This is a genomic window from Kitasatospora sp. NPDC056531 (genome assembly GCF_042794375.1).
Lineage (GTDB): Bacteria > Actinomycetota > Actinomycetes > Streptomycetales > Streptomycetaceae > Kitasatospora.
The window spans coordinates 162,099-175,288 of sequence record NZ_JBHTTU010000010.1 but is presented as its reverse complement, the minus strand read 5'-3'; the positions used below and the strand labels follow the sequence as shown (position 1 = coordinate 175,288).

The following is a 13,190-nucleotide window of genomic DNA, read 5'->3' as shown; positions in this document are numbered from 1 at the left end:
GGGACCACCATCAGCGCGCTGACCAGCAGCAGCCCGACCACCCGCATGGCGACCGTGACGGTGACCGCGGCCATCACCGCGAGCAGCAGGTTGAGGGTGCGCACCGGCAGGCCGGTGACCCGGGCGAAGTCCTCGTCCTGGCAGATCGCGAAGAGCTGGCGGCGCAGGCCGACGGTGACCGCGATGACCACCGCGCCGAGCACCGCGATGGCGGCCAGGTCCTCGGGGGCGACGGTGAGGATCGAGCCCCACAGGTAGCTCTCCAGCGAGCCGGCCCCGGCCTGGGCGGAGAGCGAGACGAGCAGCTTGCCGCAGGCCATGCCGCCGTAGAAGAGCATCGCGAGGGCGATGTCGCCGCGCTGGTTGCCGCGCGAGCGGACCAGCTCCATGGTGACCGCGCCGAGCACGCAGACCAGCACGGCCATCCAGACCGGGCTGGTCTGGAAGACGAAGCCGAGGCCGACACCGGTCATCGCGACGTGGCCCATGCCGTCGCCCATCAGGGCCTGGCGCCGCTGCACCAGGTAGATGCCGACGGCGGGGGCGGTGATCCCGACCAGCACGGCGGCGAGCAGGGCGCGCTGCATGAAGTCGTAGGAGAGCATCTCGGTCATGCGAGCAGCCTCGGCGGGGTGAGGTCGGCGTGCGGGTGGACGTGGTCGTGGCCGGGCAGCGCGTGCAGGCCGGTGTTGGGCACGGGCGGGCCGTCGTGGGCGACGCAGCCGTCCCGCAGCACCACGGCGCGGTCGATCAGCGGCTCCAGCGGCCCGAGTTCGTGCAGGACGAGGAGGACGGCGGCGCCGCGGGCGACCTCGGCGCGCAGGGTGTCGGCCAGCACCTGCTGGCTGGCGGCGTCCACGCCGGCCATCGGCTCGTCCATGATCAGCAGGTCGGGGGTGCCGACCAGGGCGCGGGCGATCAGCACCCGCTGCTGCTGGCCGCCGGACAGGTCGGCCACGCCGTCCCCGGCCCGGTCCAGCATGCCGACGGCGGCCAGCGCGCGGTCCACCGCCTCGCGGTCCCTGCGGCGGAAGGGCAGCAGCCGGTGCTGCGGCAGCCGCCCGGTGGAGACCACCTCGCGTACGGTCGCCGGGACGCCGGAGGCGGCGGTGGTGCGCTGCGGGACGTACCCGATCCGGTGCCAGGCGCGGAAGGAGCCGTACGGGGTGCCGAACAGCTCCAGGGTGCCCTGCTCCAGCGGCACCGAGCCGATCACGGCCTTGACGGTGGTCGACTTGCCGGAGCCGTTGGCGCCGAGCAGGGCGACGACCTCGCCGGGTTGGACGGTGAGGTCGACGCCGCGCAGCACCGGCCGACCGCCGCGGGCGGCGACGGCGTCACGGAGGCGGACGGCCGGGGGTATCGGGTGGGTCATGGTGCTGCGTCCTGTCAGCTGGTGGCGGCCGGGGTGGTGGCGGGGGCGCCGCCGGGGGTGCTGGCGGGGGCGCCGAGGGCGGCCTGGAGGTTGGCCAGGTTCTGCTTCATGACGGTGAGGTAGTCGTCCTTGGAGGGGTCCTTGACGCCCTCCAGCGGGTCCAGGACGGCGGTCTTGAGGCCGAGGTCCTTGGCGACGGTGTCGGCGAGCTTGGGGCTGACCAGGGTCTCGAAGAAGATCGTGGTGACGCCGTTGTCCTTGGCGGCCTTCTGCACCTCGGCGAGGCGGGCCGGGGTGGGCTCGGACTCCGGGTCGACGCCGTTGACGGCGACCTGGGTGAGGCCGTAGTGGTCGGCGAGGTAGCCGAAGGCGGCGTGGCTGGTGACGAAGGTCTTGGTCCTGACGTCCTTCAACCCGTTCTTGAAGTCCTGGTCCAGGGCCGTGAGCTTGGTGAGCAGCTCGTCGGTGTTCTTCTTGTAGTCCTCGGCGTGCGAGGGGTCGGCCTTGGCGAACTCGTCGCCGACGCTCTTGGCGATCGCGGCGTAGCGGGCCGGGTCGAGCCAGATGTGCGGGTCGCCGGCCGGGCCCTTGGCATGCTGGCCGCCGCCCTCGGTGCCCTCGTCGAGGTGGTGGTCGACCAGCGGGCTGGCGGCGGTGGCGTCGATCTTGGCCTTGCCGGAGGCCTGGTCGACGGCCTGGTCGACGGTGGGCTGCAGGCCCTTGAGGTAGATGATCGCGTCGGCCTTCTGGACGCTCGCGACCTGCTTGGCGGTGAGCTCCAGGTCGTGCGGCTCCACGCCGGGCGCGGTGAGGTCGGTGACCGAGACGTGGTCCTTGCCGATCTGCTGGGCCAGGAACTCCATCGGGTAGAAGGACGCGACGACGTTCAGCTTGCCGTCCGTGCCCTTGGCGCTGCTGCTGCCGCCGCAGGCGGTCAGGACCAGGGAGGCGGTGAGGGCGGTGGCGGCGAGGGCTATGGAGGTGCGGGTCCGGCGTCGAGGCAGTCCGATCATCATGACAATCATTCTCATCTCAATTGGAAATGATTGTCAACTCACTCGGATGGGTGAACGCCAGGTGGCGATGGGTGGGGGTTGGCGGACGATACCGATTTGAACCCCGTACCCATATGGCCGGTAACCTGAGGTATTCGGGTACGTGCAACCAGCCGTGCCCTGACCGTGCCGTACGTACTGAAGAGAGCACTGTGGCCGCCGACAAGATCGACACGATCGTCAGCCTGAGCAAGCGCCGTGGCTTCGTCTACCCCTGCAGCGAGATCTACGGCGGCACGCGTGCCGCCTGGGACTACGGACCGCTGGGTGTCGAGCTCAAGGAGAACATCAAGCGCCAGTGGTGGCGTGCGATGGTCCAGGCCCGTGAGGACGTCGTCGGACTCGACTCGTCGGTCATCCTCGCGCGCGAGGTCTGGGAGGCCTCCGGCCACGTCGCCACCTTCAACGACCCGCTGACCGAGTGCCTCTCCTGCCACAAGCGCCACCGGGCCGACCACCTGGAGGAGAAGTACGAGGCCAAGCACGGCTTCCCGCCGCCGAACGGCCTCAAGGACGTCAACTGCCCCGACTGTGGCACCAAGGGCCAGTTCACCGAGCCCAAGGACTTCTCGGGCATGCTGAAGACCCACCTCGGTGTCACCGAGGAGGCCAGTGGCCTGGCCTTCCTGCGCCCCGAGACCGCCCAGGGCATCTTCACCAACTTCAAGGCCGTCCAGACCACGTCGCGCAAGAAGCCGCCGTTCGGCATCGCCCAGACCGGCAAGAGCTTCCGCAACGAGATCACCCCCGGCAACTTCATCTTCCGTACCCGCGAGTTCGAGCAGATGGAGATGGAGTTCTTCGTCAAGCCGGGCGAGGACGACCAGTGGCACGAGTACTGGCTCCAGCAGCGCTGGGACTGGTACGTCGACCTCGGCCTGCGCACCGAGAACATGCGCTTCTTCGAGCACCCGAAGGAGAAGCTGTCCCACTACGCCAAGCGCACGGTGGACATCGAGTACCGCTTCAACTTCGGTGGCAGCGAGTTCTCCGAGCTGGAGGGCGTCGCCAACCGCACCGACTACGACCTGCGGGTGCACAGCGAGGCCTCCGGCCAGGACCTCAAGTACTACGACCAGGAGAGCGGCGAGCGGTACTTCCCGTACGTCATCGAGCCGGCGGCCGGCCTCAACCGCGCCATGCTGGCCTTCCTGATCGACGCCTACTTCGAGGACGAGGCGCCCAACGCCAAGGGCGTCATGGAGAAGCGCGTCGGCATGCGGCTCGACCCGCGCCTGGCCCCGGTCAAGGTCGCCGTCCTGCCGCTGTCCCGCAACGCCGACCTCTCCCCGAAGGCCCGCGGCCTGGCCGCCGACCTGCGCACCGCCTGGAACGTCGAGTTCGACGACGCCGGCGCGATCGGCAAGCGCTACCGCCGCCAGGACGAGATCGGCACGCCGTTCTGCGTGACGGTCGACTTCGACACCCTTGAGGACAACGCGGTGACCGTCCGCGACCGCGACAGCATGTCGCAGGAGCGCGTGTCGCTCGACCAGGTGAAGGCCTACCTGGCCGCGCGCCTCATCGGCTGCTGAGTCCGGCTTTTCGGGAGCCCCCGTTCGCCCCTGGTGGGGCGGGCGGGGGCTCCCTGCTGTTCGTGGGGGCCGACGGCGGCCCCTGGCGGGCCTCCTCCCCTTACCGCCGACCCCAGCGGGAACGCGGGGCGGTGGGCGGGGCGGTCGGCAGTCCGGCGGTGCGGAGGGCGGCGAGGGTGGTGCGGTGGCGGGTCCCGTCGGCCAGCAGGGCGGACAGCAGTCGGCCGTAGAGGTCCGGGGTGCCCTCCAGGGCCGCGGCCAGGCGGACCAGTTCGACGGGTGGGCGCAGGGCGGCCAGCTCGTTCAGCAGGAGGGTGGCGAGCGCCGGGGGCAGCTCGGTGGCGAGGGCGGTGAGGTCGGCGGTGGGGCGGCCGGCGGCCTGGCGCAGCAGGGTGCGGACGTCGGCGGGACGGTCGTGCTGCTGGAGGCAGGCGGCGAGGGAGGTCAGCTCGGCGGTCGGGGCGGAGCCCCACTCCCAGAGCAGGGTCGCGGCGTCGGCGTGCTGCCCGGCCCGCTCCAGTGCGGCGAGGAGGTCGGGGACGGCGGCCGCCGGGTAGGCCCAGAAGGCGTGGAACAGCTCGGCGGCCTCCTCGGCCAGCCCCAGTTCGCGCAGCTCGGCCAGCATGGCGACGGCGTGGTCGGGGGCGCCTCGGGCGGCCCTCCGGGCGAGATGGAGCGAGGCGCCGGTCGGGCCGCGCTGGGAGAGCATGCCGACCAGCAGGGCGGCGTCGGCGGGGGCGAGGCGGGCGGCGGCCTGGTTCAGCAGCTCCTCGGCCTCGGAGGAGGCGCCGGTGCGGTGGAGGGTGGTGATCCGTTCGGTGATGCCGCCGAGGTCGGGCCTGCTGGGCGGCGGTGGTGGTGGGGGGGCCTGCCTCGGCCGGGGCTCCGGTTCCTCCTGGGGGTGCTGCCACTGTCTGAGCCGGAGCTCCAACTCCTCCAGCTGGTCGCTCAGTTGGAGGCAGCGGGCGCCCAGGCCCTCGCGCAGGGTGCGCGCCTGGGCGAGTTGCCGCAGCAGGTCCCCGTCCGGGCGGTGGCGGCCCGGGGTCGCGCGTATCGCCTCGTTCAGGCGCCGTTCGCGCTGGCCCGCGTAGCGGCTGGCGCGGAGTAACTCGTCCAGTTCCGCGCGGAGTTCGGCGGCCTGTTGCTCACCCTCCGGCGGCTGGCCTGCGGATTCTTCCGTCGACCGCATGCGCATGATCGCCCCAACCTGTCCATCCAGACCCTGACTGCGGGACATCCTGGCGTCGTTATGTGGCTGGGGAGTTAAGAGCGCACGACCAGTCGTGTCCGAGTGGTGTCAAGGAGCGCGCAGAGGGCGGTCGTTGCGAGAAGTGCGCCGGTCGCGCTCCGCAGCGACCGCCGCCCTTGCCTCACTGCGCCAGTCGGGCCCGCGCCTCCATCAGTGCGAAGCCGAGCAGGTTCAACCCCCGCCACTCCAGCGGGCGTTCGGCGCGGATGTCGTCCGCGGCGAGCCCGATGCCCCAGATCCGGTCCAGTGGGCTGGCCTCGACCAGGACGCGGCCGCCGGTGCCCAGCAGGTATTCGCGCAGCGCCTCGTCCTGGCTGAACTTCGCGACGTTGCCCTCGACGACCAGCTCGAACCGGCCCGCCGTCCATTTCTGGTCGTCGAAGCCCTTGACCAGCCGGCCCAGCTTCTTGGCCTCGGCGGGCGTGCGGGCCTCCAGGACGCGCTGTTCGATGGCCTCGTCCCCGAACATCCGGGCCTTGCCGGCCATCATCCAGTGCTCGGCGGACGCGTACGTCACCCCGTCGACGGTGAACCGCCCGGGCCACCACTGGCTCAGGCACTCCTGCCGGGTCCCGCCGCCCTTGCGCTGGGTGTGGCCCCAGAACATCACCCACTTCGGCCGGGCCCCGGTGGCCATCAGGGCGGCCAGGTCCTCGCGGTTGCGGACATCGGCAAGGTCCCCCACATGCTGCTTGCTCATATCGTCATTCTGACACAAAGCCCCGGCGGTGGCCCACCGGGTTTTTGAGTCGGGCCGCCGATGGGCTGGTGCGATGATCGGGCGGACGGAACGGGCGGCGGCGCGGAGGGCGTGATGGCGGGGGACGTGATGGCGGGCCGGTTCACCGACCCCGGGCTCCGGGTGTACGACCTCGCCGAGGAGGTGCTGGTCCGCTGCCCCGGCTGCGGCGGCTGCGCCGTCGTGCTGGCACAGCTGGGCGGCGTGAGCGAGCAGCGCACGCACGCGGGGTGGGTGCTCACCCGTCGGGGGTTGCGGTGCGGCGGCTGCGGGCACGCCCGTGACGAGTTCCAGGGCCGCCGGGCCTACGGCGGGTCCGTCGACCCGTACTTCGGGCTGCCGCTGTGGCTGGTCGCCGACTGCTGCGGCGGGCGGCAGCTGTGGGCGTACAACCCCGCCCACCTCGACCTGCTGGAGGGCTACATCGCGGCCCGGCTGCGCGAGCGGGACGCCACCCGCGGCCTCCCGACGAGCCTGCTGGAGAAGCTGCCGGCCTGGGTGAAGTCCGCGAAGCACCGGACGGAACTGCTGCGGACGATCCGCCGGCTGCGGGCCTCGATTCCGCATGAGCGGCGGCTACCGTGGGAGCGTGATGGAGAACCAGCGGTATGACGTACGGGCGATCGGCCGGGTGGAGTCGCCGTTGACGGACCGGGCGGGCGCCCCCAAGCAGGGCGACGAGGGCGGGCCCGACGCCTGGCTGGTGTTCGACCCCTCGGTCGAGCGGGGGCTGCGGGACCTGGCGGCCGGGCAGGAGGTGCTGCTGCTGACCTGGCTCGACCGGGCCGACCGCGAGGTGCTCGCCGTCCACCCGCGCGGGGACCACTCCCGGCCGGAGACCGGGGTCTTCGCCACCCGCTCACCCGACCGCCCCAACCCCATCGGCCTGCACCGGGTCGCCATCCTCGCGGTGGACGGCCTGCGGATCCGGGTGAGCGGCCTGGAGGCCATCGACGGCACGCCGATCCTGGACGTCAAGCCCGTGCTGCCCCGGAGCCGCGAGCGCTAGGGCCCGCTGGTCGTGTCACCCCGCGCGAAGTGAGTAGGCGCGGGCGACAGCGGCGAAAGCGGCCTTGGGGGTGGTGCGCCCGTCCGGCCAGGAGCGGACCAGGCCGTAGCCGACCGTGTCGAGATCGTCCAACGGGTCGTCGGCCGCCGGGTAGACGGGGGTCACATAGGTGAAGACGAACGCGCCGGCCAGCCCCGCGGCGGTGAACAGGTCGAGCATCGAGGCGAGTTCACGGGCCTGGGCCGCCTCGTCGCGGACCAGCCCGGGGCGCGGCCGACGAGAGCCGTTCGAGCGGTCGACCAGTGTCCAGGCCAGGCTGCCGTGATCCGCCGCTCCGGTGAAGGTGGCGCAGCCGAACTCGGCCGCGACCACCGGCTTTCCGTGCTGGTGCAGCGACTCGAGCGCCGTTTGGAGGGTGGTGGCGTTGGTGGCGTCCCGGTAGGCGTCGACCGCCACGATGTCGAACGGTGTCCAGTCGACGTCCTCCCAGATGCCGGCCGCGTAGGTGACCGGGCCCGCGAAGTGCCGTCGCGCTGTGGCGACCGCGGTGGCCAGCAGGCGGTTGAACCGGACCGGCGGCGGACCCGCGGCGAAGAACTCCGGCGGCCAGCCCATCGGGTCCGCGAGCGAGGCCAGTCGAGCGGCGATGTCCGCACCGGGTACCAGACCGGCCATGAAGGCGCTCAACTCGCAGCCGACGACCAGCGTGACGTCGCCGCCGGCACGGTGGAGGTCCCCGGCGACCTCGGCCGCGGCGGCGATCGCCCCCAGCGTCGTCGCCTCATCGGCGTTCGGCAGCATCGGGGAGATCCACACCGCCAGGCCCAACCCGGTGGCCGTCTCCGCGGCCAGCCGCAATCTGGTGACATCGTCGCCGGTGATCCGCACCGCGGTGCAGTGCAGCTCGTCGGCGATGGCGGCGAGCTCCTGTCGCATCGTCTCCACCGTGAGATCCGGTCGAGTGACCGAGCCGTCGACGGTCGGAGTGCCTACGTCATAGGTAACACCCTTGATCTTCACGTCCACTTTCTACCGGACCGTGATCGGTTTCGGTCGGAGAACTGAGGATGACCGTCCAGGGTTGGGTCGCGGCGCCCGGCTTGTCGAGCCGGGCGCCGTGACGGCAACCTTCAGCCGGTGAGGGTTCCGTTATCGGCGGCTGCGACCAACTCCAGGAAACGCAGCCCGAGTTCGGTGACCTCATCGGCCGTCCAGTCCTGGGCCGGGCCGTCGAGGCTCACCTCGGCCACGGCGAGGCCGGGGGCGGCGTCGGTCCACTCCGGGACGAACCAGATCCGCTCCTGCTCGGCGAGGGCGAGCACGGCGGCGTTCAGGGCCTTCGCGGAATGGGGCAGCCAGAGCTGGAACTCGTGGGTGGGCGGTACCTCCGGGTAGAGGCGGGCGCCGGGGAGGGCGGCCAGGGCGGGGATCAGCGTCTTGGCGTGGGCGGCGTAGCCGGGCAGCCGGGGGAGCGCGGTGTCCAGGCCGGAGAGCGCGGCGAGGGCGGCGGGCCACTGCTGGTAGATCTGGCCACCGTAGCGGTGGCGCCAGGTGCGGGCGTAGGCGGTGAACGCCTTGTCGCCGGCGAGAGCGGCGCCGCTGATGCCGCCGAGGTCCTTGTAGTAGGACACGCAGACGCTGTCGGCGAGGGCGGCGATCTCGTCGAGCCGCTTGCCGAAGTGGGCGGTGGTGTTCCAGAGGCGGGCGCCGTCGAAGTGCACCCGGGCGCCGGTTTCGCGGGCGGCGGCGACCAGTTCGGTCAGTTCGTCCCAGGTGGGGAGGAGGAAGCCCGGGTCGCGCAGCGGGAGTTCGACCACCAGGGTGCCGAAGGGCTCACCGAGCGCGCGCAGTTCCTCGGGGGTCGGCTGGCGCTGCTCGGTGGTGGGCCAGAGGCCGCACAGGCCGGTGAGCTGGGTGTGGGCGTGGCGCTCGTGTCGCTCGATGTGGGAGAGCGGGTGGAGGGCGATGGCCTGGTTGCCGGTCCGCTCGGCGTGATGGCGCAGGGCCACCTGCTGGGCCATGGTGCCGGTGGGGTTGGTCAACTGTTGTCATCACCAGAATTCCTCAATAATCCAGGCATTTCATCCGGCTGTTGTTGGCTGGCGGTACGGTCGCCTGGTGATCGTGACGCAGGCGTACCGCTTTGCGCTCGACCCGACGGAGCGTCAGGTCGTCGCGCTGTTGCGGCACGCCGGGGCGGCCCGGGTGGCCTATAACTGGGCGCTCGCGCGGGTGAAGGCGAATCTGTCCCAGCGGGAGGCGGAGAAGTCCTATGGCATCGAGGATCTGACGCCCTCGTTCGGCTGGTCGATGTATTCCCTGCGCAAGGCGTGGAACCAGGCCAAGGACGACGTCGCGCCGTGGTGGGCAGAGTGTTCCAAAGAGGCGTACACCACCGGTTTGGAGCAGCTCGCCACGGGGCTGAGGAACTGGTCCGACTCCCGGAAGGGCAGGCGCAGGGGCCGCCCGGTGGGCTTCCCTCGCTTCAAGTCGAAGAACAGGGCCGTCAAGTCCTGCCGGTTCACCACCGGCGTCATCCGTCTGGAGGGGCGTACGCACGTTGTGCTGCCCGTTCTGGGCCGGATCAAGACGCACGAGTCCACCCGCAAGCTGGCCCGCCGGATCGAGAACGGCACCGCGAGGATCAAGTCCGCGACCGTCCGTCTGGACGCCGGGCGCTGGTATGTCTCGTTCTCGGTCGAGGTCGAGCGGCCCGATGCGGCGCCGGGGCGGCCGGACGCGGTGGTCGGCGTCGATCTCGGTGTGAAGACCCTCGCGGTGTTCTCCGACGGCCGGCCCCCGGCAGGGAATCCGAAACACTACGACCACGCTCGAAGGAAACTCCGCCGCCTGTCGCGCACCGTCTCCCGCCGCGTCGGGCCCGATCGCCGCACCGGCGCACAGCCCTCGAAGCGATGGCTGCGCGCCAACGAGCAGCGCAACAAGGTCCACCACCGCATCGCCGACCTGCGCCGCGACGGCATCCACAAACTCACCACCGGGCTGGCCCGCGAGTACGGCACGATCGTGGTCGAGGACCTCAACGTCGCCGGGATGGTGAAGAACCGCAGGCTCGCCCGGGTCGTGTCGGACGCGGGGTTCGGCGAGATTCGCCGTCAATTCGCCTACAAGACCGTGTGGAACGGCGGCCGGCTCGAAGTCGCCGACCGCTGGTTCCCCAGCTCCAAGACGTGCTCCCACTGTCGGGCAGTGAAACCCAAGCTGCCACTGCGGGTACGTACGTTCAGCTGCGAAACGTGCGGGCTGGTCATCGACCGCGATGAGAACGCCGCGCTCAACCTCGCTTCCCTCGTGAAGCACCACGTCGCCGGGAGTGGCCCGGAGACACGAAACGGACGTGGAGCCGACCGTAAGACGGGACCCGGTCCCGCTGGTGGCCGTGAAGCGTCTACCTTGCACCGGCCCTCCAAGCCGGGTCAGACGAGGACCTTTGCCCAGCAATGGGCAAATCCCTGAGATTTACTGATCTCTCAAGGAACGGAAGAAGACCGCGTCCTCCTTGCCCAGCAGGGCTGCGGTGCGCTCTTCGAGCTCGGTGACGGGGCGGCCGTTGCCGTAGATGTCGGGGTGGAGGTTCGAGCCGACTGCGGCCGCGAGGGCAATGAGTCGCTCCTGGATGGTGAGGGGGCGACTGCCGGAGAAGAAGCGCGCGCTGGCTCGGCGGGCTGCACGGAGCCGACCCCAGTCGATCTGATCATCGGTCATCCGGCGATTGTCGGTTTGGTGGCGAGGTCGGACCAACCGTTTTCCGGCCTGGTCCACTGCACGTAGGCCGATCCTGCGGAGCACCTTCGTCGGCCTTGTGTCGGCCGGATACCGTGGCAGCATGGCGGAGATCCTGCGACACCCTCGACCTGGATTCATGTGGGACTGGTGGGCGGTCGATGCCGAGGGCTTCCTCGTGCAGCTCAGCTGTGGTCCCGCTCCGGAACCCCTGCTGGCGCATGTGGACCGTGTCGACGCCGCAGCCGCCTGGGCGGAGGAGAACCGCCCCACGTGGTTCAACCGTGATCCCCTGCCGCCGCTCCACGCGTTCAGCTGCAACGGCGAGTTGCCGATCTACACCCGGCATGGTGTCCCGGACTCCCCGTTGCGCTTGTCCGACGCGTCGGCAGCCATCGCGGACGTTGCGGCCTTGGTTCAACTGAAGCGGGCAGTGGGAGACACCTGGACGATCCGCCTCGACGAGGGATGGGTCTAGGGGGCGAGGGCCCATCCTGTCCGGGGTCCTCCTCAGCTCCTCAGCTCCTCGGCTCCTCGGGCTGGGCGTCCGCGCTGAATGGCGCTGCTGAGTGCGGAGTTGACCAGCAGGGTCACCGCGCAGAGGACGAGGAGGAAGAGCAGGTTCGCCCCGCCCGGGTCGTCGCGGCGCAGCGGGTGGGCGGCGAGAGCCCCCGCGCCCGTCCCGGTCGCGAGGGCGAAGGCTGCGGCGGCGACCAGGGAGGCGCGGGGACGGGTCGGTGACGTCATGAGGCGGCGCGTCGGGGAGGCGGGCCGACGTGCTCGGGGCGGGCGGTCCACTCGATGCCGCCGTGCGGCGGGCGGAGGTAGAGGCGACCGCCGACGAGGTCCATGACGACGCCGAGCCGCTTGGTGCGGCGGTCGTAGACGAGATCGCCGACGGAGACGGCGGGTGCGGTCATGACGGGATCCAGCTTTCGAGGCGGACGCTGATCAACTTGCCGTTGGCACCCACGACTTTGGCGGGGAGGGGGGTGCCGCCGTCCGTGGTGAGGAGGATGGTCGAACCTATGGCGGGGTACCAGGCTTGCTGGTTGGCCTGCTCGCGTTGGGCGCGGACGCCGAGGCGGAGGACGTCGACGATCTGACGGACGACGGAGGTGGGAGCGGCGCCGAGGTCGATGAGGACGATGCCGGTGGCGGAGGCGCAGTTCCAGTCGATGCCGGGGGAGGGGAGTTGGGCCCCGGCGTAGGCGAGGGTGGCCTTGAGGTCGTCGAGCGCGTCGGCGGCCTCGCGGCGGTCCTCGGCGGTGATCTTTCTGAGCATGGAAGCCATGGCGCTGCTCCTGGTGAGTTCGGGGATTTCCCCCACCAGATTGCTTTCACATGGCTACGCTGTGAAGCCGGATCGTCACTGCATGTTGCTCTGTATAGGAGAGCCCGATGCCCCCGAAGCCGCAGGTTCCCCGGGGAATGACCCCGCGCGAGTACTACGGTTCCGAACTGAAGAGGCTGCGGGAAGAATTTGTGCCCCGCATGACGCAGGAGAAGCTGGGCGAGCTTGTGTTCGTTTCCGGCGGCTACATCGGACAGTTGGAGCAGGCGGTCCGGGTGCCGCCGATCGATCTGTCCAGGCGGATCGACAAGGCGCTTGATACGGGCGGCGCACTGGAGCGGCTGCACTCGCTGGCGGGCTTCACGAAGTTCTCGGACTACTTCGCACATGCCGCCGATCACGAGGCGCGGGCGCTGACGATCAGTGAATATGGCGGGCAGTTCATCCCTGGCGTGTTGCAGACTCCCGAGTATGCGCGCGCGTTGTTCCTGGACGCTGGATCCCGCTGGACCGACGAGCAGATTGTCCAGAACGTTGCCTCGCGAACGGACCGGGGGCGGCGCATTACGGCGCCGGATGGGCCCGAGCTGTGGTTCATTCTCGACGAGGCAGTACTTCGAAGGGTGATCGGAAGTCGTCAGATTATGGCCGCCCAGTTGCGGCATATGGAAGAACTGGTCAGGCGACGCCGAATGGTACTTCAGGTTGTCCCATTCGAGGCTGGGTGCCATGCACTCTCGGGCCTGGTTTGTCTGATGACGTTCGATGATGCTCCGCCCCTCGCCTACAGCGAGTCGGCTTACGCCGGCCAACTGTTGGACGATCCGCAGATGTTGGTCAAGTGCCGTCGCGCATACGATGTGGCTCGGGCCACTGCGTTGTCCGCTCGGGCATCTCTGGCCTTCATCCAGTCGATCGCAGAGGGATACGAGCATGGCGGGAACGGATCAGCAGCCAACTCGATGGCGCAAGAGTAGCTACAGCAACGACGACAACGGGTCGTGCGTGGAGGTCGATGACGCCCGCCCTGGTCGCGTGCGTGACTCGAAGGACCCGGAGGGCCCGTCCCTCACCTTCGCCCCCGCTGCCTGGCAGTCCTTCGTAACCGCCGTCCGCGCGGGCGAGTTCGGCGTCACCACCATCTGACCTCGCGGCCTTGGGCGTTGCGCCCAAGGCCGCAACCACCGCCG

Annotated in this window: 18 protein-coding genes; 7 read left to right on the top strand and 11 right to left on the bottom strand. The window is 70.4% G+C overall.

Translation table 11 applies throughout. The annotated features are described in order from the left end of the window. The 3 genes from ACFQ87_RS13235 to ACFQ87_RS13225 form a co-directional block, all read right to left on the bottom strand. Positions 1-614 (bottom strand): metal ABC transporter permease (locus tag ACFQ87_RS13235; protein WP_380610792.1); only part of this gene is annotated, 614 nt, incomplete at its 3' end. Further along, on the bottom strand, positions 611-1,375 hold the full coding sequence (locus tag ACFQ87_RS13230; protein WP_380610791.1) for a metal ABC transporter ATP-binding protein: 765 nt from the start codon (positions 1,373-1,375) through the stop codon (positions 611-613). The genes ACFQ87_RS13230 and ACFQ87_RS13235, both read right to left, overlap by 4 nt. A gap of 14 nt (positions 1,376-1,389) precedes the next feature. Further along, entirely contained in the window at positions 1,390-2,391 is a 1,002-nt protein-coding gene (locus ACFQ87_RS13225) for a metal ABC transporter substrate-binding protein (RefSeq protein ID WP_380610789.1), read from the bottom strand. 191 nt (positions 2,392-2,582) lie between these two features. On the opposite strand from ACFQ87_RS13225, the gene ACFQ87_RS13220 reads away from it, so the two are divergent. Continuing rightward, positions 2,583-3,965 (top strand): glycine--tRNA ligase, encoded by a 1,383-nt coding sequence (locus ACFQ87_RS13220; RefSeq protein WP_380610788.1) that lies wholly within the window; start codon positions 2,583-2,585, stop codon positions 3,963-3,965. Positions 3,966-4,065: 100 nt separating this feature from the next. Here ACFQ87_RS13220 and ACFQ87_RS13215 read toward each other — a convergent pair whose 3' ends face one another. Together ACFQ87_RS13215 and ACFQ87_RS13210 are read right to left on the bottom strand one after the other, a co-directional pair. Continuing rightward, a complete protein-coding gene (locus ACFQ87_RS13215) occupies positions 4,066-5,154 on the bottom strand; it encodes a hypothetical protein (protein ID WP_380610786.1) in 1,089 nt (362 codons plus the stop codon). A 181-nt stretch (positions 5,155-5,335) separates the two neighbouring features. Then, positions 5,336-5,914, bottom strand: coding sequence for an NADAR family protein (locus ACFQ87_RS13210; RefSeq protein ID WP_380610784.1), 579 nt, complete (start codon positions 5,912-5,914; stop codon positions 5,336-5,338). Positions 5,915-6,028: 114 nt separating this feature from the next. On the opposite strand from ACFQ87_RS13210, the gene ACFQ87_RS13205 reads away from it, so the two are divergent. Then, positions 6,029-6,565: a hypothetical protein gene (locus ACFQ87_RS13205; RefSeq protein ID WP_380610783.1), complete on the top strand. Its 537-nt coding sequence runs from the start codon at positions 6,029-6,031 to the stop codon at positions 6,563-6,565. Continuing rightward, on the top strand, positions 6,546-6,962 hold the full coding sequence (gene tsaA, locus ACFQ87_RS13200) for a tRNA (N6-threonylcarbamoyladenosine(37)-N6)-methyltransferase TrmO (RefSeq protein WP_380610800.1): 417 nt from the start codon (positions 6,546-6,548) through the stop codon (positions 6,960-6,962). Before ACFQ87_RS13205 ends, tsaA begins: the two co-directional genes overlap by 20 nt. Before the next feature lie 15 nt (positions 6,963-6,977). Here tsaA and ACFQ87_RS13195 read toward each other — a convergent pair whose 3' ends face one another. Further along, entirely contained in the window at positions 6,978-7,898 is a 921-nt protein-coding gene (locus ACFQ87_RS13195; RefSeq protein ID WP_380610782.1) for a hypothetical protein, read from the bottom strand. Positions 7,899-8,092: 194 nt separating this feature from the next. Continuing rightward, positions 8,093-9,004 (bottom strand): threonine aldolase family protein, encoded by a 912-nt coding sequence (locus ACFQ87_RS13190; protein ID WP_380610780.1) that lies wholly within the window; start codon positions 9,002-9,004, stop codon positions 8,093-8,095. Between the two features lie 76 nt (positions 9,005-9,080). Here ACFQ87_RS13190 and tnpB point away from each other — a divergent pair, with 76 nt between their 5' ends. Beyond that, positions 9,081-10,439, top strand: a complete 1,359-nt coding sequence (gene tnpB / locus ACFQ87_RS13185; protein ID WP_380610779.1) for an IS607 family element RNA-guided endonuclease TnpB — start codon at positions 9,081-9,083, stop codon at positions 10,437-10,439. A gap of 3 nt (positions 10,440-10,442) precedes the next feature. Here the strand turns inward: tnpB and ACFQ87_RS13180 are convergent, their stop codons facing one another. Next, positions 10,443-10,688 (bottom strand): hypothetical protein, encoded by a 246-nt coding sequence (locus tag ACFQ87_RS13180; RefSeq protein WP_380610778.1) that lies wholly within the window; start codon positions 10,686-10,688, stop codon positions 10,443-10,445. A 121-nt stretch (positions 10,689-10,809) separates the two neighbouring features. On the opposite strand from ACFQ87_RS13180, the gene ACFQ87_RS13175 reads away from it, so the two are divergent. Then, positions 10,810-11,184 carry a hypothetical protein gene (locus tag ACFQ87_RS13175; protein WP_380610777.1) on the top strand — a complete coding sequence of 125 codons (375 nt, stop codon included), beginning with the start codon at positions 10,810-10,812 and terminating at the stop codon, positions 11,182-11,184. Positions 11,185-11,216: 32 nt separating this feature from the next. On the opposite strand, the gene ACFQ87_RS13170 is transcribed toward ACFQ87_RS13175, so the two are convergent. From ACFQ87_RS13170 to ACFQ87_RS13160, 3 genes are read right to left on the bottom strand one after another with little or no spacing between them, the layout of a single operon-like run. Further along, on the bottom strand, positions 11,217-11,453 hold the full coding sequence (locus tag ACFQ87_RS13170; RefSeq protein ID WP_380610776.1) for a hypothetical protein: 237 nt from the start codon (positions 11,451-11,453) through the stop codon (positions 11,217-11,219). Beyond that, positions 11,450-11,626, bottom strand: coding sequence for a hypothetical protein (locus ACFQ87_RS13165; protein WP_380610775.1), 177 nt, complete (start codon positions 11,624-11,626; stop codon positions 11,450-11,452). The genes ACFQ87_RS13170 and ACFQ87_RS13165 overlap by 4 nt, the downstream gene beginning before the upstream one ends. After that, positions 11,623-12,000, bottom strand: a complete 378-nt coding sequence (locus tag ACFQ87_RS13160; RefSeq protein WP_380610774.1) for a hypothetical protein — start codon at positions 11,998-12,000, stop codon at positions 11,623-11,625. The genes ACFQ87_RS13165 and ACFQ87_RS13160 overlap by 4 nt, the downstream gene beginning before the upstream one ends. A 137-nt stretch (positions 12,001-12,137) precedes the next feature. On the opposite strand from ACFQ87_RS13160, the gene ACFQ87_RS13155 reads away from it, so the two are divergent. Together ACFQ87_RS13155 and ACFQ87_RS13150 are read left to right on the top strand one after the other, a co-directional pair. Then, positions 12,138-12,977: a helix-turn-helix domain-containing protein gene (locus ACFQ87_RS13155; RefSeq protein WP_380610773.1), complete on the top strand. Its 840-nt coding sequence runs from the start codon at positions 12,138-12,140 to the stop codon at positions 12,975-12,977. Beyond that, a complete protein-coding gene (locus ACFQ87_RS13150) occupies positions 12,859-13,146 on the top strand; it encodes a DUF397 domain-containing protein (RefSeq protein ID WP_380610772.1) in 288 nt (95 codons plus the stop codon). The genes ACFQ87_RS13155 and ACFQ87_RS13150 overlap by 119 nt, the downstream gene beginning before the upstream one ends. Positions 13,147-13,190 lie beyond the last annotated feature (44 nt).

What these genes read in the sequence shown, in the direction of transcription:
- ACFQ87_RS13165 (WP_380610775.1), bottom strand. Translation starts at nt 11,626, where the DNA reads ATGACCGCACCCGCCGTCTCCGTCGGCGATCTCGTCTACGACCGCCGC.
- ACFQ87_RS13215 (WP_380610786.1), bottom strand. Translation starts at nt 5,154, where the DNA reads ATGCGGTCGACGGAAGAATCCGCAGGCCAGCCGCCGGAGGGTGAGCAA.
- ACFQ87_RS13225 (WP_380610789.1), bottom strand. Translation starts at nt 2,391, where the DNA reads ATGATGATCGGACTGCCTCGACGCCGGACCCGCACCTCCATAGCCCTC.
- ACFQ87_RS13205 (WP_380610783.1), top strand. Translation starts at nt 6,029, where the DNA reads ATGGCGGGGGACGTGATGGCGGGCCGGTTCACCGACCCCGGGCTCCGG.
- ACFQ87_RS13170 (WP_380610776.1), bottom strand. Translation starts at nt 11,453, where the DNA reads ATGACGTCACCGACCCGTCCCCGCGCCTCCCTGGTCGCCGCCGCAGCC.
- ACFQ87_RS13150 (WP_380610772.1), top strand. Translation starts at nt 12,859, where the DNA reads ATGTGGCTCGGGCCACTGCGTTGTCCGCTCGGGCATCTCTGGCCTTCA.
- ACFQ87_RS13180 (WP_380610778.1), bottom strand. Translation starts at nt 10,688, where the DNA reads ATGACCGATGATCAGATCGACTGGGGTCGGCTCCGTGCAGCCCGCCGA.
- ACFQ87_RS13160 (WP_380610774.1), bottom strand. Translation starts at nt 12,000, where the DNA reads ATGGCTTCCATGCTCAGAAAGATCACCGCCGAGGACCGCCGCGAGGCC.
- ACFQ87_RS13175 (WP_380610777.1), top strand. Translation starts at nt 10,810, where the DNA reads ATGGCGGAGATCCTGCGACACCCTCGACCTGGATTCATGTGGGACTGG.
- tsaA (WP_380610800.1), top strand. Translation starts at nt 6,546, where the DNA reads ATGGAGAACCAGCGGTATGACGTACGGGCGATCGGCCGGGTGGAGTCG.
- ACFQ87_RS13155 (WP_380610773.1), top strand. Translation starts at nt 12,138, where the DNA reads ATGACCCCGCGCGAGTACTACGGTTCCGAACTGAAGAGGCTGCGGGAA.
- ACFQ87_RS13230 (WP_380610791.1), bottom strand. Translation starts at nt 1,375, where the DNA reads ATGACCCACCCGATACCCCCGGCCGTCCGCCTCCGTGACGCCGTCGCC.
- ACFQ87_RS13195 (WP_380610782.1), bottom strand. Translation starts at nt 7,898, where the DNA reads ATGCGACAGGAGCTCGCCGCCATCGCCGACGAGCTGCACTGCACCGCG.
- ACFQ87_RS13210 (WP_380610784.1), bottom strand. Translation starts at nt 5,914, where the DNA reads ATGAGCAAGCAGCATGTGGGGGACCTTGCCGATGTCCGCAACCGCGAG.